Here is a 26,487-nt window from a genome sequence, read left to right on the forward strand (position 1 = left end):
GCGTCCATCCTAATCCGTGGGCAAGGGGGGTCCGGGCCAGTCGCGCAGACCCGTGGAGGCCCGCGCACGCGCGCGTGTCGGCCTCGGGACGAGTCCGGGGCGGATGTCCAGCCGCTCGGCGGCGACCAGGCAGGAGACCGGTTCCGGGCCGCCGGCGTCCGCCTCGGAGGCGACGACGAGCTGCGGTGTCTCGCCCAGGGTCCGCGCCAGGCAAGCGGTCTCCTGGGCCGTGGGCGCCCGGAAGACGGGGTCCTGGAAGGCGAGCGGGCAGGAGACCCAGGCGGGGGCGACGAAGTCGGCCTCCAGGCCGTGGTGGTACGTGAGGTCGTACCCGGCGGCCAGCCGCAGCCGCCCGGCGTCCCAGCCGAGCACCTCCCAGTCCCACCGGCTGCCCTCGGGCAGCCGCCGGCCGGCGATCTCCATGTGTTCCCCCCTCCCCTGCTCAGTAGGCGGGCATCGTGTGCTCAGTAGGCGGGCATCGTGCGGGGGCCGAGGTCGTCGCGGGCGGGCGGGGGTGCGAGCCGCACCGTGGCGCCGAGGGCGCTGACGCCGTGCGGGGCGACGACGACCGGTTCCAGGGTGACGGCGACCACCTCCGGGTGATCGTCGACCAGCCGGGACACCCGCAGCAGCAGCTCCTCCAGCGCCGGGGTGTCGACGGGCGTGGAGCCGCGCCAGCCGAACAGCAGCGGCGCCGTACGGATCGAGCGCACCAGCGAGGTCGCCTCCCGGTCGGTGACCGGGACGAGCCGGTGCGCCATGTCCCCGAGCAGCTGCGAGGCGGCCCCGGCGAGCCCGAAGGACAGGACGGCCCCGGCCGCCGGGTCGATCACCGCCCGTACGACGGTGTCGACGCCGCGCGGCGCCATGCCCTGCACCACCGGCCGCAGCTCCTCCGGCTTGCCGAACAGCTCGGTCAACTCGGCGTACGCCCGGCGCAGTTGCTCCTCGTCCGCGAGGTCGAGACGTACGCCGCCCAGGTCGGCACGGTGCCTGAGGTGCGGGGCGGTGGCCTTGAGCGCCACCGGGTAGCCGAGGGTGCGGGCGGCCTCGGCGGCGTCCTCGGGCGTGGGGGCGGGGAGCGCCCGCCGCACCGGGATGCCGTACTTCCCGAGCAGCTCGCAGGTCTCGGCGTCGGAGATCGTGAGCCCCTCCCCCCGCGCGAGCAGCTCACCGATCAGCCGCGCGGCACCCTTCTCGTCGATGTCGTCGTACTCGGGCACCTTTCCCGGGTCCACGGCCTCCCGCCGCCACTGCCCGTACTTGACGGCCTCGGCGAGGGCTCGCACGGCACGCTCGGCGGCGGGGTAGGCGGGGATGAGATGCGTGCCTTCGGGAGGGGCGGCGGGTGCGCTGGGCAGCCCGTCCGCCCCCGCGGTGCCCACCTGTTCCGCAGGGCGGAACAGGTGGGCACCGCCTGCAGTACCGGACGCCCTGTCAACGGCCTGAGGTGCCGTACTGGCCGCAGCCGACAACGCCTCGGCAAGCCCCCCAAGCTCCACATGCACCACCAGCACCGGCTTGCCAGGAACCGCAGCCGCAGCCGACCGCAGCGCCTCCGCCAACTCCGCGTCCCGCGGCGACGCTTCCCCGATGGCCGGTATCGCCGTCACCACGACGGAGTCGCACGTGTCGTCGGCCAGCGCCCGCGTCAACGCCCGATGGAAGTCCTCCGCGGTCGCCCCCGTCGTCAGATCCACCGGACGCGACGGCCGTAGCCCCTCGGCGAGACAGCGGTCGTAGGCCAGCACTCCCAGCGACTCGGAGTTCCCGAGGATCGCCACTCTCGGCCCCGCGGGGAGCGGTTGCCGCGCGAGCAGCAGTCCCGCGTCGACCAGCTCGGTGATCGTGTCGACCCGGAGCACCCCGGCCTGCCGCAGCAGCGCGGAGACGGTGTCGTGCGGCAGCCGGGTGGCCCGTACCGCGTGCCCCTGCGGCGCGGAACCGACCCCCTGCACCACGACCAGCGGCTTCGCCGCCGCCGTCCGCCGCGCGAGGCGTGTGAACTTGCGGGGGTTGCCGATCGACTCCAGGTACATGAGGGCGACGTCGGTCTCGGGGTCGTCGTACCAGTACTGGAGGACGTCGTTGCCGGAGACGTCCGCGCGGTTGCCGGCGGACACGAAGGTGGACACGCCCGTGACCCCGGTGACCCCTCCCCCGCGCCGGTGCAGCCGGGACAGCAGGGCGATGCCGATGGCGCCGGACTGGGCGAACATGCCGATGCGGCCGGGGCGGGGCATCTCCGGGGCCAGGGAGGCGTTCAGCCGGACGTCCGGTGCGGTGTTGATGATCCCGAACGCGTTCGGGCCGATGATCCGCATGCCGTACGCGCGCGCCTGCCGCACGAGTGCCCGCTGCCGCTCGCGCCCCTCGGGCCCGCTCTCGGCGTACCCGGCGGAGAGCACGACGAGCCCCTGCACCCCGTGTTCTCCGCATTCGGCGACCACGGCGGGCACGTGCTCGGCCGGTACGGCGACGACGGCGAGGTCCACCGGGCCGTCGATGTCCCGCACGGACCGGTGCGCCGGCACCCCGCCGGCCTCCTCGAGGTCCTCCAGGAAGGCCTTGTTCACGGCGTGCAGCCGGCCGCCGTAGCCGGCGTCCCTGATGTTGCCGAGGACGCTGCGGCCGACTCCGCCGGGGGCGCGGCCGACGCCGACGACCGCGACCGAGCCGGGCACGAGCAGCCGCCGTACCGAGCGGGCCTCGGCGCGCTGTTCCCGCGCGCGCTGCACGGCCAGGGAGCGGTCGGTGGGTTCGAGATCGAACTCCAGGCGTACGACGCCGTCCTCGAAGCTGCGCTTCTGGGTGTAGCCGGCGTCCGTGAACACCTTGATCATCTTGGTGTTGGCGGGCAGCACCTCGGCGGCGAAGCGGCGGATGCCGCGCTCGCGGGCGACGGCGGCGATGTGCTCCAGCAGGGCGGAGGCGACCCCGCGGCCCTGGTGTGCGTCCTGCACGAGGAAGGCGACCTCGGCCTCGTCGGCGGGGGCGGAGGCGGGCATGCCGTCGGCGCCGATGCGGTCATAGCGTACGGTGGCGATGAACTCGCCGCCGACGGTGGCCGCGAGTCCCACCCGGTCCACAAAGTCGTGGTGCGTGAAGCGGTGGACGTCCTTGGCGGAGAGCCTGGGGTACGGCGCGAAGAAGCGGTAGTACTTCGACTCGTCCGAGACCTGCTCGTAGAAGCTGACCAGGCGGTCGGCGTCATCAACGGTGATGGGCCGGATGCGCGCGGTTCCCCCGTCGCGCAGCACCACGTCCGCCTCCCAGTGGGCGGGGTACTGGTACCGGTCCTGCCGGTCCGCCGAGGTCTGCATGGGCCCCAGAGTACGGCTCGCGTACGACAACGGCGCGGGGCAGTCTGTGGAGAACGAGGAGTCGGACCGAGGCCGCGGTCCGACGACACGCGGGGCGGGACGAAGGTCCGCTCCGGGCATGCTTCACGATATGGGAAACTGGTCTAGACAACCCTGAAGACTGAAGGGCAGCAACACATGGCTGAGCGCCGCGTCAACGTCGGCTGGGCCGAGGGCCTCCACGCCCGCCCCGCCTCCATCTTCGTCCGAGCCGCCACGGCCGCAGGCGTCCCGGTGACGATCGCCAAGGCTGACGGCAACCCCGTCAACGCGGCCTCCATGCTGGCTGTTCTGGGTCTGGGCGCCCAGGGCGGCGAGGAGATCGTCCTCGCCTCCGACGCCGAGGGCGCGGACGCCGCCCTGGACCGTCTGGCCAAGCTGGTCTCCGAGGGCCTGGAAGAGCTGCCCGAGACCGTCTGAGCAAGGCGAGAAAGCCGCGCCACCCATTCCGGGTGGCGCGGCTTCCGCCTTTTCCGGACCTTGAATTCAGGGCGCACGGGATAGGGGCAGCGGAAATCCAGGACCACCGAATACCCCTTCTTTGTATACGGCTTCCGTGTTAATGCCGAAGACTCGACATGTTTACGGTGTGTTGCGAAGTCCTCACACGCTCGGCGGCCCGGGGGCGACGCAGCCGGTGCGCGGCCGTCGCACGCTCGGTGTGCAGCGCCGTGACCGCCCGCGCGCGCTCGCCGTCGCCGCGCGCCACCGCGTCGACGATGGCGCCGTGTTCCACCCAGGACTCCACCGGACTCGGCGGCGCCTCCACCGCGTACATCCAGGCGATCTTGTGCCGCAGCTGGATGAGCATCGCGGTCAGCGAGGGGCTGCCGCAGGCCTGGGCGAGCGTCTCGTGGAACCAGCCGCCCAGTGAGCGCAGATCGTCGCTGTGCCCCCTCCTGGCCCGCTCCTGACCGAGCCTGACCAGACCGCGCAGCACCTTGAGGTGGGCCTCCGTGCGGCGCTGGGCGGCCCGGGCGGCCCCGAGCGGCTCCAGGAGCATGCGCATCTCCAGCAGGTCGGCGGCCTCCTGCTCGGTCGGCTCGGCCACGCACGCGCCCGCGTGCCGGCGGGTCACCACGAAGCCCTCCGCCTCCAGGGTGCGCAGGGCCTCGCGGACGGGGACGCGCGAGACGCCGTAGCGGCGGGCCAGGACTTCCTCGGTGAGGCGGGCGCCGCGCTCGTGGACACCGGCGACGATGTCGTCCCGGATCGCCGTGCACACCGAGTGCGCCGGAATACGCATGACCGACCTCCGCCTTAATCCCCGTGAAACGTCGACGATGGACGCGTGTTCCGTGACTCTATTCCAATACCTCGGAAATTCCGACGGCGGGCCGGAATCCATGGATATTTTTTGGTCGGCGGGTCCGGCGTCCGTCCCGGAAAACAGCGAAAGCCCCGGCCGGTGCGGGCCGGGGCTGCGCGGGCAGAGCCAGGGGCGTCAGACGTCCACGCCGTGCTGGCGGAGGTAGGCGACGGGGTCGACGTCCGAACCGTAGTCGGGGGTCGTGCGGGCCTCGAAGTGGAGGTGCGGACCGGTGACGTTGCCGGTCGCGCCGGACAGACCGATCTGCTGGCCCGGCGTGACCCGCTGCCCCACCGTGACGCCGATCGACGACAGATGGCCGTACTGGGTGTACATGCCGTCGGCCATCCGGATCACGATCTCGTTGCCGTACGCGCCGCCCCAGCCGGTGGAGACGACGGTGCCCGCGCCGACCGCGTGGACGGGCGTGCCGCTGGCCGCGTGGAAGTCGATGCCGGTGTGCGAGCCGGAGGACCACAGGGAGCTGCTGGCCTTGTAGGCCGTCGACACGTAGGAGTGGGCGATCGGGGCGACGAAGGCGTTCAGACGCTTGCGCTCGGCCTCGCGGGCGGCGCGCGCCCTGGCCTCGCGGACCTCCTTGGCCCTCTTGGCCGCGGCCTCCTCGGCCGCCTTCTGCTCGGCGACCTGCTGCTGGGCGGCGGCCTGCGCGTCGATCTGCTCGGCTATGTCGTCTCCGACGCTGACCACCGGGGTGAGGCCGGTCTGCTCGGCGGTGTTCTCGGCGGCGAACGCCGCGGGCGCCGCGACCGTGCCGATGACGCCGGTGGTGGCGAGGGCCGCGACGCCGGCCGCCTGAGCGGTGGTGCGCTTGACCCGGCCGGGCTTGCGGTGCTTCCCGGTGGCGCACATGAACGCCATGAAGTGGCTGGTCCTTTCCTTCCCTCTCGCCTACCGGGTTAGCTGACGGGTTCGGAGCAGGAAGGTCTCCTACGGACCCCCTCGCTCACGCGCGGGCGCCCGATTCACCCCAGGGACGGTGGGTCCCCGGCTCCCCTGGCTCGCGCCGTACGGGGACTCGGCGATGGCTGTCCGGTGCCGCGGGTGCGGCGCACTGCCTGACGAACAGCCCGGACGACGCTACGGAAGCCTGCTTTCCCATCTCAAACGGATCCGGGCTTTTGTAGCGCATCCCACAGGGCAGACGGGCAACCTCCGCCCCAATCCGGACATCTGGTAGGTGGAGAGCGGAGCACGCAAGGGGCCCTGACGACCCGTCGGTCGTCAGGGCCCCACGCGTGTGTGCCGCTACTCGGCCGCCCGCGCGGTGACCTACTCGGCCGCCACCACGGTCACTTCGCCGATGCCGAGTGCCTCGACCGGCGCCTTGATCTCGGCGGCGTCACCGACGAGGACGGTCACCAGGCGGTCCACCGGGAAGGCGTTCACGACCGCCGCGGTGGCCTCCACCGTGCCCGTCGCGGCCAGCTGCTGATACAGCGTCGCCTGGAAGTCGTCGGGCAGGTGCTGCTCGACCTGGTCTGCCAGCGTGCTCGCGACGGCCGCCGCGGTCTCGTACTTCAGCGGCGCCACCCCGACGAGGTTCTGCACGGCCACGTCCCGCTCGGCGTCGGTCAGGCCGTCCGCCGCGAGGGTGCGCAGCACCTTCCACAGGTCCTCCAGCGCCGGACCGGTGTTGGGGGTGTCCACGGAGCCGCTGATGGCGAGCATCGAGGCGCCCGTGCCGTCCGGCGCGGACCGGAGGACCTGCCCGAAGGAGCGCACACCGTAGGTGTAGCCCTTCTCCTCGCGCAGGACGCGGTCCAGGCGGGAGGTGAGGGTGCCGCCGAGGCAGTAGGTGCCGAGCACCTGGGCGGGCCACACGCGGTCGTGCCGGTCGGGGCCGACGCGGCCGATGAGCAGCTGCGTCTGCACGGCGCCCGGCCGGTCCACGATGACCACGCGTCCGGTGTCGTCCGCGCTCACCGGGGGCACGGGCCGCGGCTCGCCCGGGGTGCCGGTCCAGGCGCCCAGGGTGTCACCGAGCAGCGCGTCCAGATCGGTGCCGGTGAGGTCGCCGACCACGACGGCCGTGGCCGTGGCGGGGCGAACGTACCGGTCGTAGAAGGCGCGTACGGCGGTGGCGTCGATCTTCTCGACGGTCTCCTCCGTGCCCTGGCGGGGACGCGACATCCGCGAGGTCGCCGGGAACAGCTCCTTGGAGAGTTCCTTGGCGGCCCGGCGGGAGGGGTTGGCCAGCTCGTGCGGGATCTCGTCCAGGCGGTTGCGGACCAGCCGCTCGACCTCGCTCTCGGCGAAGGCGGGCGCGCGCAGGGCGTCGGCGATCAGCCCGAGGCCCTTGGCCAGACGGGAGGCCGGGACCTCCAGGCTGAGCCGGACGCCGGGGTGGTCGGCGTGCGCGTTGAGCGTGGCGCCCGCGCGCTCCAGCTCGGCGGCGAACTCCTCGGCGGAGTGCTTGTCGGTGCCCTCGGAGAAGGCCCGCGCCATGATCGTGGCAACGCCGTCCAGGCCGGCCGGCTCGGCGTCCAGGGGGGCGTCGAGCAGCACCTCGACGGCGACGACCTGCTGACCGGGGCGGTGGCAGCGCAGCACGGTCAGGCCGTTGTCGAGCGCGGTGCGCTCGGGCGCCGGGAACGCCCAGGGACGGGCCTCGCCGGGCTGCGGCTGGGGGTGGAAGTCCATGGTGGCGAGCTCGGTCACTTGGCCGTCTCCTCGTTCTCGTTACCGGCCTCTACGGTCGCTTCCTGCTCCGGGTCCTCGGGGACGTCGGCGTCCGGGACCTCCTCCGGCGACTTCGGTTCGTAGACCAGGACCGCGCGGTTGTCGGGGCGCAGACGGGCCTTGGCGACCTCCTGGACCTCCTTGGGGGTGATCTCCAGGACACGCTTGACGGCGGTGAGGGCGAGCTGCGGGTCGCCGAACAGGACCGCGAACCGGCACAGTTCGTCGGCGCGGCCGGCGACCGTGCCGAGCCGGTCCAGCCACTCGCGCTCCAACTGGGCCTGGGCGCGCTCCATTTCCTCGGGCGTGGGGCCCTCCTCGGCGAACCGGGCCAGCTCCTCGTCGATGGCGGCCTCGATGACCGGCACCTCGACGTCACCGGAGGTCTTCACGTCCAGCCAGCCCATCGAGGGCGCGCCGGCCAGGCGCAGCAGGCCGAAGCCGGCCGCGACGGCCGTACGGTCGCGGCGCACCAGCCGGTTGTACAGGCGGGAGGACTCACCGCCGCCGAGGACGGTCAGGGCGAGGTCGGCCGCGTCGCACGCGCGCGTGCCGTCGTGCGGGAGCCGGTAGGCGGCCATCAGGGCGCGCGCCGGGACCTCCTCGACGAGGACCTCGCGCTTCTGCTCGCCGATGACCTCCGGCAGGGAGCCGTCACGCGGCGCGGGCTTGCCGTCGTGCGCGGTGATCGAACCGAAGTACTTCTCGATCCAGGCGAGCGTCTGCTCGGGGTCGATGTCGCCGACCACGGAGAGCACCGCGTTGTTCGGCGCGTAGTAGGTGCGGAAGAACTGGCGGGCGTCCTCCAGGGTGGCCGCGTCCAGGTCCGCCATCGAGCCGATCGGCGTGTGGTGGTAGGGGTGGCCCTCCGGGTACGACAGGGCGGTCAGCTTCTCGAAGGCGGTGCCGTAGGGGACGTTGTCGTAGCGCTGGCGGCGCTCGTTCTTGACGACGTCCCGCTGGTTCTCCATGGACTCGTCGTCCAGGGCGGCGAGCAGCGAGCCCATGCGGTCGGCCTCCAGCCAGAGGGCGAGCTCCAGCTGGTGCGCGGGCATGGTCTCGAAGTAGTTGGTGCGCTCGAAGCTGGTGGTGCCGTTGAGCGAGCCGCCGGCGCCCTGCACCAGCTCGAAGTGGCCGTTGCCGTTGACCTGCGCCGAACCCTGGAACATCAGGTGCTCGAAAAGGTGAGCCAGACCGGTGCGTCCCTTGACTTCGTGACGGGAGCCGACGTCGTACCAGAGGCAGACCGCCGCCACCGGGGTCAGGTGGTCCTCGGAAAGCACCACGCGCAGACCGTTGGCCAGGCGGTGCTCGGTCGCTGTCAGGCCCCCGGAGCCTGCCTCGGCTGTGGTCGTGTGACCCATGGGCATGTACATCCCTTCGCGAGCGGATGCGGTTGTGGAAACCGCGGTCTTCCTGCCGTTCCTGCCACTGTATGCACAGCGTGCGGGGGCTCGGCGAAGTTCCCGCGGGAGGTACGCCCAGAGCGGATCACGTAGCCTGCCCCGGACCCGGCTCGTGGGCCCGGGAAGCCCGCCGGGACCGGGTAGTGGCACGGGCTGTCAGTGCCTCGGTCCACAATGGTCGGCGTCAGGTCCGTCCCACGCTTCAGCAAGAGCGAGCCGGAGGGGCGCGTCGGTGTCGGGAGGGCGAGCGCGCGGAGGCCCGAAGGATTGGGCACAATCGCCCTCTCGACACCGGCACGAGGCGCCCCGCAGGCGAACGAACAGATCAGAAGGAGCCAGGCAGCGATGGCCCGCCGCAGCACGAAGACCCCGCCGCCCGACGATTCGTACGAGGAGAAGATCCTCGACATCGACGTCGTGGACGAGATGCGTGGCTCCTACCTCGAGTACGCGTACTCGGTCATCTACTCGCGCGCCCTGCCGGACGCCCGTGACGGCCTCAAGCCGGTGCACCGCCGGATCGTGTACCAGATGAACGAGATGGGCCTGCGCCCCGACCGCGGCTACGTGAAGTGCGCGCGTGTCGTCGGCGAGGTCATGGGCAAGCTGCACCCGCACGGCGACGCGTCGATCTACGACGCCCTGGTGCGCATGGCGCAGCCCTTCTCCATGCGCGTGCCGCTCGTCGACGGGCACGGCAACTTCGGCTCGCTGGGCAACGACGACCCGCCGGCCGCCATGCGGTACACCGAGTGCCGCCAGGCCGAGGCGACGAGCCTGATGACCGAGTCGATCGACGAGGACACGGTCGACTTCGCACCCAACTACGACGGCCAGGAGCGGGAGCCGGTGGCGCTGCCCGCCGCCTTCCCGAACCTGCTGGTCAACGGCTCCTCGGGCATCGCCGTGGGCATGGCGACGAACATGCCGCCGCACAACCTGGGCGAGGTGATCGCCGCCGCCCGGCACCTGATCCGCCATCCGAACGCGGACCTGGACGCGCTGATGAAGCACGTCCCGGGCCCGGACCTGCCCACCGGCGGCCGGATCGTCGGTCTGGAGGGCGTCCGGGACGCGTACGCGACGGGCCGCGGCACCTTCAAGATCCGTGCCACGGTGTCGGTGGAGACGGTGACGGCCCGCCGCAAGGGCCTGGTCATCACCGAACTGCCCTTCACCGTCGGCCCCGAGAAGGTCATCGCGAAGATCAAGGACCTGGTCAACGCGAAGAAGGTCCAGGGCATCGCCGACGTCAAGGACCTCACCGACCGCGAACACGGCCTGCGCCTGGTCATCGAGATCAAGAACGGCTTCGTGCCGGAGGCGATCCTGGAGCAGCTGTACAAGCTGACCCCGATGGAGGAGTCCTTCGGGATCAACAACGTCGCCCTGGTGGACGGCCAGCCGCTCACGCTGGGGCTGAAGGAGCTGCTGGAGGTCTACCTCGACCACCGCTTCGACGTGGTCCGGCGGCGCAGCGAGTTCCGCCGCGGCAAGCGCCGCGACCGGCTGCACCTGGTCGAGGGCCTGCTGACCGCGCTGGTCGACATCGACGAGGTCATCCGGCTGATCCGGTCCAGCGACAACTCCGCGCAGGCCAAGGAGCGCCTGATGGAGCGCTTCTCGCTGAGCGAGGTGCAGACGCAGTACATCCTCGACACACCGCTGCGCCGGCTCACCAAGTACGACCGCATCGAGCTGGAGGCGGAGAAGGACAAGCTGACCGCGGAGATCGCGGAGCTGACCCGGATCCTGGACTCCGACGCGGAGCTGCGCAAGCTGGTCTCGGCCGAACTGGCCGCCGTGGCCAAGAAGTTCGGCACCGACCGGCGCACGGTCCTGCTGGAGTCGGCGGGCGCCGCGGTGGCCGCGGTGCCGCTGCAGGTCGCCGACGACCCGTGCCGGGTGCTGCTGTCCTCGACGGGTCTGCTGGCCCGTACGTCGACCGGCGAGCCGTTCGAGGAGGAGACGGGCGCCAGGCGCGTCAAGCACGACGTGATCGTCTCGGCGGTCCCGGCGACCGCGCGCGGCGAGATCGGCGCGGTGACCTCGGCGGGCCGCCTGCTGCGGATCAACGTGGTCGACCTGCCCCAGCTTCCGGAGACGGCGACGGCCCCGAACCTGTCCGGAGGGGCCCCGCTGGCGGAGTTCGTGTCCCTGGAGGACGACGAGACGGTGGTCTGCCTGACCACGCTGGACGAGTCGTCGCCGGGCCTCGCGCTCGGCACCGAGCAGGGCGTCGTCAAGCGCGTGGTGCCCGACTATCCGTCCAACAAGGAGGAGTTGGAGGTCATCACGCTGAAGGAGGGCGACCGGATCGTCGGCGCGGTGGAGCTGCGCACCGGCGAGGAGGACCTGGTCTTCATCACCGACGACGCGCAGCTGCTGCGCTTCCAGGCGTCCATCGTGCGCCCGCAGGGCCGCCCGGCGGGCGGTATGGCGGGTGTCAAGCTCGCCGAGGGCGCGAAGGTGATCTCCTTCACGGCCGTCGACCCCGCGACCGACGCGGTGGTCTTCACCGTGGCGGGTTCGCGCGGCACCCTGGACGACTCGGTGCAGACGACGGCCAAGCTGACGCCGTTCGACCAGTACCCGCGCAAGGGCCGGGCCACGGGCGGCGTGCGCTGCCAGCGTTTCCTGAAGGGCGAGGACTGCCTGGCGCTGGCCTGGGCGGGACCGGCTCCCGCCCGCGCGGCGCAGAAGACCGGCACCCCGGCGGAGCTGCCGGAGCTGGACCCGCGCCGGGACGGCTCGGGCACCTCGCTGCCGAAGACGGTGTCGGTGGTCGCGGGACCGGTGTTCTAGCCCCCGTACGACTCCGGGTCGGGCTCCTCCTCGGAGCCCTGGACATAGCGCAGGACGCCCCACATGCCGTGTTCGTCGGCGTGTGGGGCGTCGTTCCGGCACCCCTTGAGCTCCTGGCCGAGGGCCTCCGGGTCGATGCCGGAGCCGATCAGCACGAGCTGGGTACCGCGGTCGCCGGCAGCGCCCCACGGCTCGGGGTAGAAGCGCAGGAACCGGCCGACGGCGTGCACGGCGTACCGGTTGAGGGGGTCGTACGGGCCGAAGTCGACGTATCCCTTGATCCGGTAGAGCCCCTCGGGCCGGCTGTCCAGGAACCGCATGAGCCGGCGGGGTTCCAGAGGGGCCTCGGAGGTGAAGGACAGGCTGTCGTAGCCGGTGTGCAGATGTCCGGCGCCCTCGGCGTGCCCCGCGCCCTCGGCGTGCTCGTGCAGGTCGTCGAAGGACAGCTGCCCGATCCGCTCCTCGCTCGGCCTGCAGTCGAAGAGGAACTCCGGGTCGATTCGGCCGTAGGTGGCGGGGACCACGGCGGCACGGTCCGTGAGCGACCGCACCAGACCGAGCACCCGCTCACCGTCCGCGGCCCGGTCGAGCTTGTTGACGACGACGAGGTCGGCGAGGGCCAGATGCCGGTCGATCTCAGGGTGCCTGGCCCGGGTGTCGTCGAACTCGGCGGCGTCCACGACCTCGACCAGGCCGCCGTAGACGACCCTCGGGTGTTCGCTGGCCAGCACCATCCGCACCAGCTCCTGGGGTTCGGCGAGCCCGCTGGCCTCGATGACGATCACGTCGATGCCGGTGCCCGGGTCGGCGAGCCGGTCCAGGTAGAGGTCGAGTTCGCTCGCGTCGACGGCACAGCACAGGCAGCCGTTGCCGAGCGAGACGGTCGAGTCGCCGAGGGCGCCGGCGACCGCCATCGCGTCGATCTCGATGGCTCCGAAGTCGTTGACGATCGCTCCGATACGGCTGCCTCCGCTGCGGTGCAGGAGGTGGTTGAGGAGCGTGGTCTTCCCGGAGCCCAGGAATCCGGCGAGCACGACGACCGGGATCTGCGGACCGCTGCTGTTCCCCAACGGGTGACCTCTCTGACATTCCAGCGCACACCGGCTCGCGGCCCCGGCGCACGGACGGACAGGAACTGGGCGTCCAGGATACGAGCGGGACGGAACACGGCTGCACGGAACGGTTGCCGGCGCTTCGCGTGGGGCAGGTGCCGGTCAGCCACCGAGGTGAGTGACCTCGCGTCCCTTTGGCGGCTCCGGGACGCAGGCTCCTGTGCGTTGGACGCCAGGTTCGGCCGGGACGGGGATTGGCATGCCCACGCGGAAAATTGCCGAGTGGCGGACCGCCGTCACCAGGGCCCCGGGTGCACGGGGCCGCGCCGCCGCAGCCCTGCTTCCGTCTCACGTCCCTGCGACCGGGGACCGGGTCCGAGGCCACGCGGTGCACCACTACCGGGCCGGTGTGCTGGCGGGAGCCGAATGGCGGGGCACATGAGGGCCCTGTTCCGCAACCCGGTGGTGCGCGCCTACTGGGAGGCGACGCGCCGTCACCGCGCGAGCCTGGCCGAGGGCTCGCAGGAGGCGGAGATCGGCCGGGTGATCGACCAGTTGCTGGAGGAACTCGGCGAGACGGACACCGACGAGTGGTGGGTGGTGGATGACTCCGGCTGACCGTCCCGTACGTCAGTCCGGCCGGCAGCCCCTGCCGAAGACCCCTCGTCCAATTCCTCCGTCGGACCCCACGCACGCGCTCGCAGCACGTAGGTTGTCCCCGCCTGCCAGGGGGCCGGACCCGTCCCCCGCAGTGCTCCCCTTGTGCGACGGCGGCCCCATCCCTGCGCCGCCGGACCGCACAGGCCGTAACCGTGGACCGATTGACCAAGGACCTGGATCACCTTGAAGATCTTGCGCCGTGTCGGTGCCTCCCCTCGCCTGCGAGGGTGTCTCGCCGGGCAGACCTGCCCGGACATCTTTGAACTGAACGACGGCAACTTCGCTGTCATCGGGACCGATCGCACGGACGCTCTCACGTCCGAGCTGCCACCCGACGCGGCCTGCGCGGACTACGAGCGGATCGTGGTCATCAGCCGGGAGACGCTCGTCCGCGCCAAGGACGACATCCCCGACCGCTGAGACACCCCGCGCGCGGGTTGTGACACTCCCGAGCTCCGGCGAGAATGACCCAGCGGATCACAAGTTGCCGTGAACCAGGGGGAGTTCATGTCCGACGACCGCAGGAGCCTCGCGCACCGAGGGGCCGTCTGGAGCGTCGTGGTTCTCGCCTCGCTCAGCGTCATCCTGGCGACACCGTTCGCCCTGGATTCCCTCGCCCCCAAGGGCACGGACTGGGAACGGCTCAGCGCCGTAAGCCAGACTTACGGCGCGGTGTCCGTTTTCATCTCCGCCGCGGCACTCGCCGGCGTCGCCCTGTCGCTCGCCTACCAGGCGCGCCAGACCCGCATACAGAACGGGGAGGCCCATCGCTCGGCCCACCGGGAACTGGTGCTTCTCACGCTCAGTGACCCCGCGTACCAGGTGTGCTGGGAGCCGCCCAACACGGCCATGACCCGGGAGAGGTGGAAACAGCTTCTGGTCGCCAATCTGATCGTCAGCATGTGGAGCACCGACTACAAGCTCGGCCTCATGGACGACCATCTGGCGCGTGCGGTCCTCGAGGACTACTTCCGCGGTGAGATCGGCCGCGCGTACTGGCACAACAGCGGGCCCTCCTGGCACCGGTACTTCGCCAGGAGCGGGGACAGGCACGAGCGGCGGTTCCTGCTCCTCGCCGAGAACGCGTACCAGGCAGCCGTCGCCGCCGGCCCCGCCGTTCCCACGGCGGAGTACTTCCGCCCGCCGGCGGACTGACCCGCGCGCACGGCCCGGTGACCGGCCGTATCCGTCACCCGGCGACCGGCCGTATCCGTCACCCGGCGACCGGCACCGCATGCTCCGGCTCGGCCCCCACATAGCGCGCCACCGGCCGGATGATCTTCGAGTCGGCCGCCTGTTCCAGGATGTTGGCGCTCCAGCCCACCACCCGTGCCGCGGCGAAGGTGGGGGTGAACATCTCGCGGGGCAGGCCGCAGAGTTCCATGACCACGCCGGCGTAGAACTCGACGTTGGTGTGCAGTTCGCGGCCGGGCTTCAGCTCAGCGAGGATCGCCTCGACCCGGCGCTCGACCTCCACCGCGAAGTCCACGCGCCCACCGCCGAATCCGAGGGCGATCTCCCGCAGCATCCGCGAACGGGGGTCCTCCGTGCGGTAGACGGCGTGTCCGAAGCCCATGATCCGGTCACCGGCGAGCACCCGCTCCCGGATCCAGGGGTCGATCCGGTCCGGGGTGCCGATGGCGTCCAGGGTGTCCAGGGCCCGGCTGGGCGCGCCGCCGTGCAGCGGACCGGACAGGGCGCCCACGGCTCCGGTCAGGCACGCGGCCACGTCGGCGCCCGTGGAGGCGATGACGCGGGCGGTGAAGGTTGACGCATTGAATCCATGGTCAATGGTGGAGATCAGGTATTGCTCGACGGCACGCACCCGCCGCGGCTCGGGCTCCTCACCGTGCAGCATGTACAGGTAGTTGGCCGCGTACGGGAGGTCCTCGCGCGGCTCGACCGGGTCAAGCCCCTGCCCGAGCCGGTACAGCGCGGTGAGCAGCGTGGGTACGGCCGCGCAGACCGCCACGGTGTCGTCACGGCGCCGGTCCGCGTCGATGTCGTAGACCGGCCGCAGCGCCCGCGCCGAACCCAGCAGCGACAGGGCCGTACGCAGTCCGGACAGCGGACCGGAGACACGGCTGGCCGCGGCGATCGCGGGCAGCGCCGAACGGACTTCCTCGGGCAGCCGGCGCAGCGCCGCGGTCTCGGCGGTGAAGGCGGCGCGGCGCGCCGCGTCCGGGAGCGAGCCGTGCACCAGGAGGTGCCAGACGTCCTCGAAGCCCCGGGTCCGCGCGAGTTCGACGGCCGAGTACTGGCGGTAGTGGTAGAAGCCCTCCCGCCCGCGGACGTCGCCGATCTCGGTCTCGGTGACGACGACGCCGGCGAGACCGCGCGGTGCGTCGATGAGCGGGGTTTCGGTCCTGTTGATGGCCATGGTTCTCCTCCCTGGACTTGATCCGACTGTCCATGCTTGACTAATCACTTGTCAATATTGATTAAATCAACATAGAGCGATCAAGGTATGCGGAGGCGACTACGGTGACCCCCATGCGCGATCCCGAACCCGCTCCCCCCGGCCGTCCCGGGCGGAGGCTGACCACCAAGGAGACCGCCGAACTGCTCGGCGTGAAGCCCGAAACCGTGTACGCGTACGTGAGCCGCGGCCTGCTCAGCAGCAGACGCGAGCCCGGCGGCCGCGCCAGCACCTTCGAGGCGAAGGAGGTCGAGGCCCTCGCCCGGCGCCACCGGCGTGAGGCAGCCGCGAGCCCGGGCTCCGGCGGGGACCTCTCCGTCCGGACCCGCATCACGCTGATCGAGCGGGACCGGTACTTCTTCCGGGGCGTGGACGCCGTGGAACTGTCTCTGCGTCACTCCTACGAGGAGGTCGCGGAATGGCTGTGGACGGGCCGGCTGACCCCGGGCGTCGCCTTCTGCGCGCCCGGACCCACCGTCGAGGTGGCCCGCCGCGCGGTGAACGCCCTGAGCGAGCACGCCTCCCCCACCGACCGGCTGCGCGTGGCGGCGATCGCCGCGGCGGCCGAGGACCCGCTGCGCTTCGACCTGTCGGAGGACGCCGTACTGAACACCGCGCGGATCCTCATCCCGACCCTCGTCGCCGCGCTGCCGCCGGCCCGGCACGCCCACCAGGACGACGGCCCGCTCGCCCACCGGCTGTGGGCCCGGCTGACCGGCCGCCCCGCCGACGAGGCGTCGCTGCGCGTCCTGGACACCGCGCTCGCCCTGCTCGCCGACCACGACCTGGCCGCCTCCACGCTCGCGGTCCGGGTCGCCGCCTCGGCCCGCGCACACGCCTACGCGGCCGTCTCGGCCGGGCTCGGGGTCCTGGAGGGCCCGCTGCACGGTGCCGCGAGCGGCATGGCCCACCGCATGCTGCTCGACGTGCTCGACCAGGGCACAGCGGTCCCGGTGATCGCCGACGAACTGCGCGCGGGCCGCCGCGTCCCCGGGCTCGGCCACCGGCTGTACTCCGGCGAGGATCCCCGCGCGCGCGTGCTGTTCGGGCTCCTGGAGCAGGTCCCGCGCGCGGAGTCCGCCCTGCTCGCCGCACGCGACATCGTCGCCACGACCGCGCGGCACACCCCGCTGCACGCGAACGTCGACCTGGCCCTGGCGGTGTTCACCGCGTCCAGCGGCATGGCCGCGACGGCCGGTGAGACGATCTTCGCCGTCGCGCGGACGGCGGGCTGGATCGCGCACGCCCTGGAGGAGTACGGCGAGCGCCCCCTGCGCATGCGCCCCGTCGGTCGTTACGTCGGCCCGCGGCCTCCGCAGCCGCTGCCGGAGTAGGGCGCCGGCCAGACCCGCTCCGAGCAGGCCATGGATCGACGGCCCCGCTCCGGGCAATCCCCCCGGACCAGGACACAACCGCGGCCGGAAGTCGCCCCGGTGAGAGTCAGGTTAGGCTCACCTCTGTGAGTAGGTGTGCGACCGTCTCCCGGAGCCTCGACGAGCCCGTTTCCGGTACGGCGGCCACGGCGACGACGTGGCTGCTGCTGGAACAGCCCGGCCCGTGGGGCGCCAAGGCACTCACTTCGAGCCACCTGGACCCCGCACTGGGCCGCGCCCTGGAGTCGGCCGCCGAGGGCACCGGCGTACGCGTCGCGCTCATCCGGCGCCCCGGGCGGCACGCCGACCCGGGCAGGCCGGCCGTCCGGCAGCTGTACGCCGCCCACACCGTGCCGGGCCGCGTGTGGCTGCACAGCGCCAGGGCCCGCGATCCCCAGCGGCTGCTCGGGCTCGACTTCGCCGCCCTGGGAGCGGGTGACCACCGTTCCTTCGGCACCGCGCTCGGCGGGCGGCCGCACCGCGGCGACCCGCTCGCGCTGGTGTGCACCAACGGCAAGCGCGACCGCTGCTGCGCCCTTCTGGGCCGCCCCCTGGCCGCCGAACTGGCCGCCTCGGGAGTGCGCGGCGTCTGGGAGGTCACCCATCTGGGCGGACATCGCTTCTCGCCGACGGTGCTCGTCCTGCCGTACGGCTACGCCTACGGCCGCGCCGAGGCGCACACCGTCAAGGAGGCGCTGCACGGCGTCCAGGACGGGCGCGTGGTGGTCGAGGGGTGCCGCGGGTGCTCGGCCTGGGAACGGCCCGGTCAGGCGGCCGAGCTGGCCGTCCGGTCGGCCGCGGGCGAGTACCGGGCGGGGGTGCTGAGCGTCGTACGGACCGACGGCCGGGCTCCGCGCTGGGAGGTCACCGTCGGACACGCCGACGGCCGGCGCTGGCGGGTGACCGTGGCGCAGGGCGCGTCGCTGCCGCCCCGTCCGGAGAGCTGCGGCGCGGCGGTGCTGGGGACACCCGCGCGGATGGACGTGGTCGATGTACGCGAACTGAGACCGACGGCGCTGGCGAGCTGAGCGCCCGCCCCTTTCGGAGAACCGGTCAAGTTCCAAGCACTGGTCAAGAGATCCCCACCACACCTCCTGGGGCGCGTCGGGCCTTCCCACGTACCGTCGTGGGTATGAGCCCCACTCCCCCCGCACGCCGTCTGCGCCTCGGTCTGCCACGGCGGGTGTTCTCGCAGGTGCTGCTGATGCAGGTGGCGATCGCCGCGGGGGTGGCGGTGCTCGCGACCGGGCTGTTCCTGGCGCCGTTGAGCAAGCAGCTGGACCAGGAGGCGATGCGCCGTGCGCTGGCCATCGCCGAGACCACGGCCCAGGACCCGCAGATCGCCGAGGGCGTCCTGAGCACCCCGCCGACCAGCGACGGCCCCGTGCAGAAGGAGGCCGAGCGGATCCGGAAGGCCACGCACGCCGAGTACATCGTGGTGCTCGACCGGCACTGGCTGCGCTGGTCGCATCCCACGCCGTCCCAGATCGGCCACCAGGTCTCCACCAGTCCCGAGGACGCCCTGGAGGGCAAGGAGGTCATGGAGATCGACAAGGGCACCCTGGGGCGGTCCGCACGCGGCAAGGTGCCGCTGTACGACGCCGACCACCGCATCATCGGGGCGGTCTCGGTCGGTATCGCCTACGACAGTGTGCGGGCGCGGCTGATCAGTGCGATCCCGGGGCTGTTCGCGTACGCCGGCGGGGCGCTCGCGGTGGGCGCGCTGGCCGCCTGGCTGATCTCTCGCCGGGTCCAGCGGCAGACCCGTGACCTGGCCTTCTCCGACATCTCGGCGCTGCTAGCGGAGCGCGAGGCGATGCTGCACGGCATCCGCGAGGGCGTGGTCGCCCTCGACCGCGGCGGTCGTGTCCGGCTGTTCAACGACGAGGCGCGGCGGCTGCTGGGCATCGGCGACGAGGCCGTCGGGCAGACCCCCGACGAGGCGCTCGGCGCGGGCCGTACGACGGACGTGCTGGCCGGCCGGGTGACCGGCACGGATCTGCTCACCGTGCGCGGGCAGCGCGTCCTGGTCGCCAACCGCATGCCGACGGACGACGGCGGCGCCGTGGCCACCCTGCGCGACCGCACCGAACTGGAGCAGCTGGGGCGCGAACTGGACTCGACGCGCGGGCTCATCGACGCCCTGCGCGCCCAGGACCACGAACACGCCAACCGCATGCACACCCTGCTCGGACTGCTGGAACTGGAGATGTACGACGACGCCATGGAGTTCGTCGGCGAGGTGGTCGGGGACCACCGGGCCACCGCCGAGCAGGTCACCGAGAAGATCCAGGATCCCCTGCTGGCCGCGCTGCTGGTCGGCAAGGCGACCGTGGCGGCCGAGCGCGGTGTCGCGCTGTGGGTGTCGGAGCGCACCCGGCTGCCCGACCGGCTGATCGATCCGCGGGGTCTGGTCACGGTGGTGGGCAACCTGGTGGACAACGCCCTCGACGCGGTCGCCGGCACACTGCACGCGCGCGTGGAGGTCGAGTTGCGCACCGAGGGCCGTACGGTCGTGCTCAGGGTGCGCGACACCGGCCCGGGAATCCCGGCCGACCAGCGGGAGTTGATCTTCACTGACGGCTGGTCCACCAAAAGGCCGCCCGCGCACGGCAAGCGCGGCATCGGGCTCTCGCTGGTGCGCCGGCTCGCCGAACGGCAGGGCGGGAGTGCGACGGTGGGCGCGGCGGACGGCGGCGGTGCGGAGTTCACCGTGGTCCTGCCGGAGGCGCTGCCCGAGCCGGAACTGCAACCCGCGGTACGCGAGGAGTCCGCCGAGCCCGCCGAGTCCGCCGCCGTCTCCGTCGCCGAGGAGGAGGCGCGATGATCGAGGTCCTGGTCGTGGACGACGACACCCGCGTCGCCCGGGTCAACGCCGCGTACGTGGAGAAGATGCCGGGATTCCACGTGGCCGGCGAGGCGCACAGCGCGGCCGAGGCACTGCGCCAGGTGGAGACGCTGCCGCGGCTTGACCTGGTCCTCATGGACCACTACCTGCCCGACGACACCGGTCTCGCGGTCGTGCGGGAGATGCGCCGGCGCGGCCACCAGACCGACGTGATCATGGTGACGGCGGCGCGGGACATGTCGACCGTCCAGGCCGCGATGCGGCAGGGGGCGCTGCAGTACCTGGTGAAGCCGTTCGCCTTCGCAGGTCTGCGCGCCAAGCTGGAGGCGTACGCGCAGCTGCGGCGCACCCTGGACGGCGGCGGAGAGGCCGAACAGGCCCAGGTGGACCGCATCTTCGGCGCCCTGTCCGCGCCGTCGGAACCCGAGCTGCCCAAGGGGCACTCCCCCACGACGGCCGAGCTGGTGCGCCGGGCCCTGCTGAACGCCCAAGGGCCGCTGTCCGCCCAGGAGATCGCCGAGCGGACAGGCGTGAGCCGGCAGACGGTCCAGCGGTACCTGAAGCTCCTGGAGCGCACCGGACGGGCGCGGCTGACCCTCAGGTACGGCGACGCGGGCCGCCCGGAACACCGTTACGTGTGGGCGACCCGCGGCTGAGCGGACTCGTCTGCTTGACGGCTACTTGGCAGCGTTGACGAACTCGGTCGTGTAGGTCTTGCTCAAGTCGACCTTGGCGTTCTTGATGTTGGGGTTGAACGACTTGAGGACCTTCTCAACGGTCTCGGGGCCGTTCTGGGGCATCACGCCGTCGTCGGTGAACATCGGCAGGGTGCTCTTGATGGCCTGTGAGTAGAGCGCCTTGTTGCCCTGGGAGTAGTCGGCGGGCATCTTCGCGGCGATCTCGTCGGCGCTGTGGGTGGACATCCACTTGAGCGTCTTGACGAACGCGTTGACCAACTTCTGGACGGTGTCCTTGTGTCCGTTCACCCAGTCCGTCTGCATGTACAGACTTGACGACGGGTACGGCCCGCCCAGCGCCTTCTGCGAGCCCTCGGGGGTGCGCATGTCGAGGAGGACGTTCCCGGCCTTCTTGTCCAGGATCGTGGCGACGGTCGGATCCGTCGTCATACCGGCGTCGATCGAGCCCTGCTGCAGCGCGGAGATGAAGGTCGGGCCCGCTCCGACGGCGACCGGGGTGAAGTCGCTGACCTTCAGGCCGTTCTTGACCGCCAGGTACTTGGTGAGGAAGTCGGTCGAGGAACCGAGGCCGGTGATACCGAGCTTCTTGCCCTTGAAGTCCTGCGGTGAGGTGATGTCCTTCGCCTGCTTGGCGGAGACGACCTCCACCTCGCCGGGCGCGTGCGAGAACTGCACGACGGACTCCACCGACTTGCCCTTCGTCTGCAGGTCGAGCGTGTGGTCGTAGAAGCCGACGGCGCCCTGGACCTGGCCGGAGACGAGCGCTGTCTCGGCCTGGACACCGGCGGGCTCACTGAGGAGTTCCACGTCGAGGCCCTCGGAGTCGAAGTAGCCGAGCCGCTGGGTCAGCATCGCCGGCAGGTAGATGACCTTGTCCAGGCCACCGACCATGATCTTGACCTTCGTACCCTTGCCGTCGCCCTTGCTGCCGGCGTCGGCCGAAGTGCTGCTCGCCGCGTCATTGGCGCAGGCGGTGAGCGAGGAGAGGGCCAGCAGGCCGCAGGCGGCGAGCGAGAGGTATCTGGCGGTCTTGCGCATGGCGGTTCACGTCCTTGTGAGAGGGCGGTACGGGGGAGGTGGGGGCGTGGAGCGTTGGTTCTCGGGGGCGGCGCTCGGTGGGCCGGGCTCAGCCGGAGTGCGCCGGCTTCCACCGGAAGATGCGGCGTTCGGCGAAGGTCAGCAGGCCCTCGGCGGCGAGGGCGACGACGGCGAGGATGACCATCGCGGCGTAGACGCCGGCGGCGTTGAAGGTGCCCTGGGACGCGGCGACGAGCAGGCCGATGCCCTTGGTGGCGCCGATGTACTCGCCGACGATGGCGCCGATGAGCGCGAAGCCGAAGCTGACGTGGAGGCTGGTGAAGATCCAGGAGGTCGCCGACGGGATGACCACCTGAAGCGTCACCCTTCGATTGCTCGCGCCGAGGATCCGGGCGTTGGCGACCAGGTTGCGGTCGACTTCGCGGGCGCCCTGGAAGGCGTTGAAGAACACCGGGAAGAACACCAGCACCACGGCCGACGCGACCTTGGAGGCGGGGCCCAGGCCGAACCAGATCAGGAAGATCGGGGCCAGCACGATCCTGGGGATGGAGTTGAGCACCTTGACGTACGGACCGAGGACGTCGGCGAGGAAGGCGATCCGCCCCAGAGCGATACCGAAGAGCACACCGGCGACGACACCGATGATCCAGCCGAGCAGCGCTTCCTGCAACGTGGCCCAGATCTGCTCGCCCAGCGAGCCCTGCGCCGTTCCGTGCATCACCCACGTGTAGATCTGGTCCCAGATCTGCGACGGCATCGAGAAGTTGAACGGGTCGATGATCTTGGCCCGGGACAGTCCCTCCCACAACCCGAGAACGGCCACCAGCAGCAGCACGCGCGCCGCCGTGACGAGGACCTTGCGGCGGCGGGCGGCCTGGGCGCGGGTCTGCGTGCGGTCGGGGACCTTGGCGGTGTCGGCCACCGGAGTGCTGAGAACCTCAGGCGACATGGGCGGCACCTCTTTCGCGGGTGATGCGGACCTCTTCGCCGAGGGACTCCCAGATCTCGCGGTAGATCTCGATGAACTGCGGCTGAAGGCGCACCGCCTCGACCCTGCGCGGCCGGGGCAGGTGGATGTCGAAGACCTGCTTCACGGTCGCGGGTCCGGCGGTCATCACGACGACCTTGTCGGCGAGCGCGATGGACTCCTCCAGGTCATGGGTGACGAAGACGACGGAGGCTCCCGTGCCCTCCCACAGCTCCAGCAGCTCGTCCGACATCAGTGCCCGGGTCTGCACGTCCAGCGCCGAGAACGGCTCGTCCATCAGCAGGATCTCGGGGTCGTTGACGAACGTGGCGGCGAGGGCGACGCGCTTGCGCTGGCCGCCGGAGAGCTGGTGCGGGTAGCGGTCCTCGAAGGCGGCCAGTCCCACGCGGGCCAGCCACTCCCGGGCCTTCTCCTTGGCCTCGGCCTTCGGTACGCCCCGGAAGCGCGGGCCGGCCATGACGTTGGACAGGACCGTGCGCCAGGGGAACGTGGCGTCCTGCTGGAAGACGAAGCCGACCTTGTCGCCGACGCCGTCGACCGGCTCGCCGGCCACCAGCACCTCGCCCTCGGTGGGCTCCTCCAGGCCGCTGACCAGGGTCAGCGTGGTGGACTTGCCGCAGCCGGTGGGTCCTACGACGGCCACGAACTCGCCGCGTTCGACAGTGAGGTCCAGACCGCGCACTGCCGTGTGCAACCCCCCTGACGGGGTTCTGAAGGTCTTGCTCGCGCCCCGCAGCTCGATGGCGGGGCTGGTGTGTGCGCTCATGGCCCGGGACGGTAGGTGTGGCCCCGGCCACAGCAGGAGTCTTGTGAGCACAAGCCGTTCTTTTGCTCGCAAGGACCTGTTGTGCTCATTTTGCTCGCGCTACAACTGCGGAGCACGAAACACGGGCTTAACGCTCGCCGGCCTTAGGAGAGGCCTGATGATTGACGTCCTGGTCGTGGACGACGACTTCCGCGTCGCTGAGATAAACGCCAAGTACGTGGGAAAGGTTCCCGGATTCCGGGTGGCCGCCCGCGCGCACAGCGCCGCCCAGGCCCTGACCGCCGTCGAACGCGGCGGCATCGACCTGGTCCTGCTCGACCACTATCTGCCGGACCGGACCGGCCTCGACCTGGTGCACCGCATGCGGGAGCAGGGCCACGGCACGGATGTCATCATGATCACCGCGGCCAGTGATGTGACGACCGTCCAGCATGCGATGCGCCTGGGTGCCGTGCACTACCTGGTCAAGCCCTTCACCTTCGCCGCCCTGCGCGCCCGCCTCGACTCCTATGCCGCCCTGCGTCGCACGGTGGACCGCGTCGGCGGCCGGGGCCTTACGGGACAGGAGCAGGTCGACCGGATCTTCGGAGCGCTGCGCACCGCTCCCGCACCGTCCGCGCCCGGCCTGCCGAGCGGCCACTCGGAGCCCACGACCGATCTGATCTGCGGCGTCCTGCACCGCTCCGACCAGCCGCTGTCGGCCCACGAAGTGGCCGCCAGGACCGGCCTGAGCCGCTCCACGGCCCAGCGCTACCTACGCCACCTGGAACAGGCCGGCCGCCTCCGGCTCTTCCTGAAGTACGGCGACACCGGCCGGCCCGAGCACCGGTACGCCTGGGTGGCACCCTAGCGATCCGCCGGCCCGCGGGTGCGCCGCGTGCCCCGCTACGCAGCCCCGGCGCCGGTCAGCGACCGTACCTCCGTCTCGGCGTACTTGGCCTCGTCCGCGACCTCGACCGAGGTGACCGTGCCGAGCCAGCCGGCGAGGAAGCCGAGCGGGATGGAGACGATGCCCGGGTTCTGCAAGGGGAAGTACTGGAAGTCGACGTCCGGAAAGAGCGAGGCCGGGCTACCGGACACCACCGGGGAGAGCAGCACGAGTCCCAGCGCCGGGATCAGCCCGCCGTACACGGCCCACACCGCACCGCGGGTGGTGAAACCACGCCAGAACAGCGAATACAACAATACCGGGAGGTTCGCCGACGCGGCGACGGCGAAGGCGAGACCGACGAGGAAGGCGACGTTGAGATCACGGGCCAGCAGACCGAGCACGATCGCCACGACGCCGATGCCGACCGCCGCCCCCCGCGCCACCGCCACCTCGCTGCGCCCCGTGCGGCACGACCGCCGCAGCGACGCGTACAGATCGTGCGCCACCGAGGCCGATGAGGCGAGCGTGATGCCGGCGACCACGGCGAGGATCGTGGCGAACGCGACAGCGGCGACGACCGCGAAGAGAACCGTTCCGCCAGTGGAACCCGCGCCGCCGCCCAGCTCGAGCGCGAGCAGGGGCACCGCCGTGTTCCCTGCCGCGTTCGAACCGCGTACCGCATCCGTCCCCACGACCGCGGCCGCTCCGAAACCGAGCACGATCGTCATCAGGTAGAAGCCGCCGATCAGCCCGATGGACCACACCGCGGAACGGCGGGCGGCCCGCGCGGTGGGCACGGTGTAGAAGCGCGACAGGATGTGCGGCAGCCCGGCCGTGCCCAGCACCAGGGCGAGTCCCAGGCTGATGAAGTCCAGCCGGGCGGTCCAGGTGCCGCCGTACTTGAGGCCCGGCGCCAGGAACGCCCTTCCATGACCGCTGCGCTCGGCAGCCGTGAGCAGCAAGCGGTCGACGTCGCCGTGGAAGCGCAGCAGGAGCAGGACGGTCAGCGCAACCGTGCCGCTCAGCAGCAGGACCGCCTTCACGATCTGGATCCAGGTGGTGGCCCGCATCCCTCCCAACGACACATAGATCACCATGAGCGCGCCGACCCCGACGACCGCCCCCGCCCCGGCAGCCCCGCTGGTCCGCCCCAGCAGCAGCGCCACCAGGCTGCCCGCGCCGACCATCTGGGCCACCAGATACAGAACGGACACCGTGACCGAGGAAGTTCCCGCCGCGATCCGCACCGGCCGCTCACGCATCCGCGCGGCCACCACGTCGGCCAGCGTGAACCGCCCGCAGTTGCGGACCAGTTCGGCCACCAGGAACAACACGACCAGCCAGGCCACGAGAAAGCCCACGACGTACAGCATCCCGTCGTACCCGTACAGCGCGATCAGTCCGGTGACCCCGAGGAAGGAGGCGGCCGACATGTAGTCACCCGCGATGGCAAAACCATTCTCCATGGGAGAGAACAACCGCCCTCCCGCATAGAACTCCTCCGCCGACCCGCGCCGGCGACGGCTCACCCACGTCGTGATCCCGAGGGTGACGGCCACGAAGCCGCTGAACAGCAGCAGCGCCAGCGTCTGGTGGTGACCGGTCACAAGGTGCCTCCCCGTGCTCCGCGGGTCAGTTCCTGGGTGTCCCAGCGCAGTTCCAGCGCCGCCCTGTCCCGGCGCAGCCGCGCATGCCTGGCGTAGGCCCAGGTGAGCAGGAACGTGGTGAGGAACTGTCCCAGCCCGGCCAGCATGCCCACGTTCACCGCCCCGGCCACGGACCGGGCCATGAGCCCGGGAGCGGCCGTGGCGATGACCAGATAGCTCACGTACCAGACGAGGAACACGGCGACTCCCGGTACGACGAACCCCCGGTACCTGGCGCGCACCTCCTGGAAGGCCGCACTGCGCTGCACCTCGACGTACACGTCCCGGGCCCGGACGGCCGTTCCGCTCCGCTCCCCGCGCGCGGGCGGCACGGCAGGCGCCGGCGCACCGGTGCCGTCCGGTTCGCCCCACCCGGAGGCCAGCGCGTCGTACCAAGGGTCCTCGTACGCCACGTCGCGGGAGGGCGGCACGTCATGGTCTTCCCGGTTCTCGGCCGAACTCTCGGGACCGTCCCCGGCTCCCCGTGGACGATCGTTGCTTGACTGCATGCCCAAGGATGGACAGACCGGCAGATCCCTGACTCTT

General features: G+C 71.5%; 23 protein-coding genes and 1 riboswitch. Of the genes, 10 read left to right on the forward strand and 13 right to left on the reverse strand.

Translation table 11 applies throughout. The annotated features are described in order from the left end of the window. Nucleotides 1-9: 9 nt before the first annotated feature. Nucleotides 10-423 carry a hypothetical protein gene (locus tag ACZ7GZ_RS16560; protein WP_471024689.1) on the reverse strand — a complete coding sequence of 138 codons (414 nt, stop codon included), beginning with the start codon at nt 421-423 and terminating at the stop codon, nt 10-12. 41 nt (nt 424-464) lie between these two features. Continuing rightward, nucleotides 465-3,323, reverse strand: a complete 2,859-nt coding sequence (locus ACZ7GZ_RS16565) for a bifunctional acetate--CoA ligase family protein/GNAT family N-acetyltransferase (protein WP_471024691.1) — start codon at nt 3,321-3,323, stop codon at nt 465-467. A 177-nt stretch (nt 3,324-3,500) separates the two neighbouring features. Here ACZ7GZ_RS16565 and ACZ7GZ_RS16570 point away from each other — a divergent pair, with 177 nt between their 5' ends. Next, the gene (locus ACZ7GZ_RS16570; RefSeq protein WP_003993478.1) at nt 3,501-3,782 is read left to right on the forward strand and encodes an HPr family phosphocarrier protein; all 282 of its coding nucleotides are present in this window, start codon (nt 3,501-3,503) and stop codon (nt 3,780-3,782) included. 139 nt (nt 3,783-3,921) lie between these two features. On the opposite strand, the gene ACZ7GZ_RS16575 is transcribed toward ACZ7GZ_RS16570, so the two are convergent. The 4 genes from ACZ7GZ_RS16575 to ACZ7GZ_RS16590 form a co-directional block, all read right to left on the reverse strand. Then, the gene (locus ACZ7GZ_RS16575; RefSeq protein ID WP_471024692.1) at nt 3,922-4,608 is read right to left on the reverse strand and encodes a GntR family transcriptional regulator; all 687 of its coding nucleotides are present in this window, start codon (nt 4,606-4,608) and stop codon (nt 3,922-3,924) included. A gap of 198 nt (nt 4,609-4,806) precedes the next feature. Beyond that, a complete protein-coding gene (locus tag ACZ7GZ_RS16580; RefSeq protein WP_471024693.1) occupies nt 4,807-5,550 on the reverse strand; it encodes a M23 family metallopeptidase in 744 nt (247 codons plus the stop codon). Nucleotides 5,551-5,562: 12 nt separating this feature from the next. Continuing rightward, nucleotides 5,563-5,723: riboswitch (cyclic di-AMP (ydaO/yuaA leader) on the reverse strand. 238 nt (nt 5,724-5,961) lie between these two features. Next, nucleotides 5,962-7,350, reverse strand: a complete 1,389-nt coding sequence (locus ACZ7GZ_RS16585; protein ID WP_471024695.1) for a M16 family metallopeptidase — start codon at nt 7,348-7,350, stop codon at nt 5,962-5,964. Beyond that, complete coding sequence (locus tag ACZ7GZ_RS16590; RefSeq protein WP_471024697.1) at nt 7,347-8,741, reverse strand: M16 family metallopeptidase; 1,395 nt, start codon at nt 8,739-8,741, stop codon at nt 7,347-7,349. Before ACZ7GZ_RS16590 ends, ACZ7GZ_RS16585 begins: the two co-directional genes overlap by 4 nt. A 381-nt stretch (nt 8,742-9,122) precedes the next feature. Here ACZ7GZ_RS16590 and ACZ7GZ_RS16595 point away from each other — a divergent pair, with 381 nt between their 5' ends. Continuing rightward, entirely contained in the window at nt 9,123-11,582 is a 2,460-nt protein-coding gene (locus tag ACZ7GZ_RS16595) for a DNA gyrase/topoisomerase IV subunit A (protein ID WP_471024698.1), read from the forward strand. On the opposite strand, the gene ACZ7GZ_RS16600 is transcribed toward ACZ7GZ_RS16595, so the two are convergent. After that, complete coding sequence (locus ACZ7GZ_RS16600) at nt 11,579-12,652, reverse strand: CobW family GTP-binding protein (protein ID WP_471024699.1); 1,074 nt, start codon at nt 12,650-12,652, stop codon at nt 11,579-11,581. The genes ACZ7GZ_RS16595 and ACZ7GZ_RS16600 overlap by 4 nt on opposite strands. A gap of 408 nt (nt 12,653-13,060) precedes the next feature. Between ACZ7GZ_RS16600 and ACZ7GZ_RS16605 the strand changes: the two genes are divergently transcribed. The 3 genes from ACZ7GZ_RS16605 to ACZ7GZ_RS16615 all read left to right on the forward strand — a co-directional run bounded on the left by ACZ7GZ_RS16605 (nt 13,061) and on the right by ACZ7GZ_RS16615 (nt 14,449). Further along, nucleotides 13,061-13,252 (forward strand): DUF6082 family protein, encoded by a 192-nt coding sequence (locus ACZ7GZ_RS16605; RefSeq protein ID WP_471024701.1) that lies wholly within the window; start codon nt 13,061-13,063, stop codon nt 13,250-13,252. Between the two features lie 225 nt (nt 13,253-13,477). Then, nucleotides 13,478-13,714, forward strand: a complete 237-nt coding sequence (locus tag ACZ7GZ_RS16610) for a hypothetical protein (protein WP_471024702.1) — start codon at nt 13,478-13,480, stop codon at nt 13,712-13,714. A gap of 87 nt (nt 13,715-13,801) precedes the next feature. Further along, on the forward strand, nt 13,802-14,449 hold the full coding sequence (locus tag ACZ7GZ_RS16615) for a DUF6082 family protein (RefSeq protein WP_471024704.1): 648 nt from the start codon (nt 13,802-13,804) through the stop codon (nt 14,447-14,449). Between the two features lie 58 nt (nt 14,450-14,507). Here the strand turns inward: ACZ7GZ_RS16615 and ACZ7GZ_RS16620 are convergent, their stop codons facing one another. Continuing rightward, complete coding sequence (locus tag ACZ7GZ_RS16620) at nt 14,508-15,674, reverse strand: citrate synthase/methylcitrate synthase (RefSeq protein ID WP_471024705.1); 1,167 nt, start codon at nt 15,672-15,674, stop codon at nt 14,508-14,510. Nucleotides 15,675-15,787: 113 nt separating this feature from the next. Between ACZ7GZ_RS16620 and ACZ7GZ_RS16625 the strand changes: the two genes are divergently transcribed. The 4 genes from ACZ7GZ_RS16625 (at nt 15,788) to ACZ7GZ_RS16640 (ending at nt 20,590) form a co-directional block, all read left to right on the forward strand. Further along, entirely contained in the window at nt 15,788-17,047 is a 1,260-nt protein-coding gene (locus ACZ7GZ_RS16625) for a citrate/2-methylcitrate synthase (protein WP_471024707.1), read from the forward strand. Between the two features lie 125 nt (nt 17,048-17,172). Then, nucleotides 17,173-18,114: a sucrase ferredoxin gene (locus ACZ7GZ_RS16630; RefSeq protein ID WP_471024708.1), complete on the forward strand. Its 942-nt coding sequence runs from the start codon at nt 17,173-17,175 to the stop codon at nt 18,112-18,114. Nucleotides 18,115-18,218: 104 nt separating this feature from the next. Beyond that, entirely contained in the window at nt 18,219-19,913 is a 1,695-nt protein-coding gene (locus tag ACZ7GZ_RS16635; protein ID WP_471024710.1) for an ATP-binding protein, read from the forward strand. Further along, on the forward strand, nt 19,910-20,590 hold the full coding sequence (locus ACZ7GZ_RS16640; protein ID WP_471024711.1) for a response regulator: 681 nt from the start codon (nt 19,910-19,912) through the stop codon (nt 20,588-20,590). Before ACZ7GZ_RS16635 ends, ACZ7GZ_RS16640 begins: the two co-directional genes overlap by 4 nt. Before the next feature lie 21 nt (nt 20,591-20,611). Here the strand turns inward: ACZ7GZ_RS16640 and ACZ7GZ_RS16645 are convergent, their stop codons facing one another. The 3 genes from ACZ7GZ_RS16645 to ACZ7GZ_RS16655 all read right to left on the reverse strand — a co-directional run bounded on the left by ACZ7GZ_RS16645 (nt 20,612) and on the right by ACZ7GZ_RS16655 (nt 23,424). Then, complete coding sequence (locus tag ACZ7GZ_RS16645; protein ID WP_471024712.1) at nt 20,612-21,670, reverse strand: ABC transporter substrate-binding protein; 1,059 nt, start codon at nt 21,668-21,670, stop codon at nt 20,612-20,614. An 88-nt stretch (nt 21,671-21,758) separates the two neighbouring features. Then, on the reverse strand, nt 21,759-22,619 hold the full coding sequence (locus ACZ7GZ_RS16650; RefSeq protein ID WP_471024714.1) for an ABC transporter permease: 861 nt from the start codon (nt 22,617-22,619) through the stop codon (nt 21,759-21,761). Further along, the gene (locus tag ACZ7GZ_RS16655; protein WP_471024715.1) at nt 22,609-23,424 is read right to left on the reverse strand and encodes an ABC transporter ATP-binding protein; all 816 of its coding nucleotides are present in this window, start codon (nt 23,422-23,424) and stop codon (nt 22,609-22,611) included. Before ACZ7GZ_RS16655 ends, ACZ7GZ_RS16650 begins: the two co-directional genes overlap by 11 nt. Before the next feature lie 157 nt (nt 23,425-23,581). Between ACZ7GZ_RS16655 and ACZ7GZ_RS16660 the strand changes: the two genes are divergently transcribed. Continuing rightward, entirely contained in the window at nt 23,582-24,274 is a 693-nt protein-coding gene (locus ACZ7GZ_RS16660; RefSeq protein WP_471024717.1) for a response regulator, read from the forward strand. 35 nt (nt 24,275-24,309) lie between these two features. On the opposite strand, the gene ACZ7GZ_RS16665 is transcribed toward ACZ7GZ_RS16660, so the two are convergent. Beyond that, nucleotides 24,310-25,902: a solute symporter family protein gene (locus tag ACZ7GZ_RS16665; RefSeq protein ID WP_471024718.1), complete on the reverse strand. Its 1,593-nt coding sequence runs from the start codon at nt 25,900-25,902 to the stop codon at nt 24,310-24,312. Beyond that, nucleotides 25,899-26,450, reverse strand: a complete 552-nt coding sequence (locus ACZ7GZ_RS16670; protein ID WP_471024719.1) for a DUF485 domain-containing protein — start codon at nt 26,448-26,450, stop codon at nt 25,899-25,901. The genes ACZ7GZ_RS16665 and ACZ7GZ_RS16670 overlap by 4 nt, the downstream gene beginning before the upstream one ends. Between the last annotated feature and the right edge of the window lie 37 nt (nt 26,451-26,487).

The organism is Streptomyces sp. NPDC037288 (assembly GCF_055603265.1).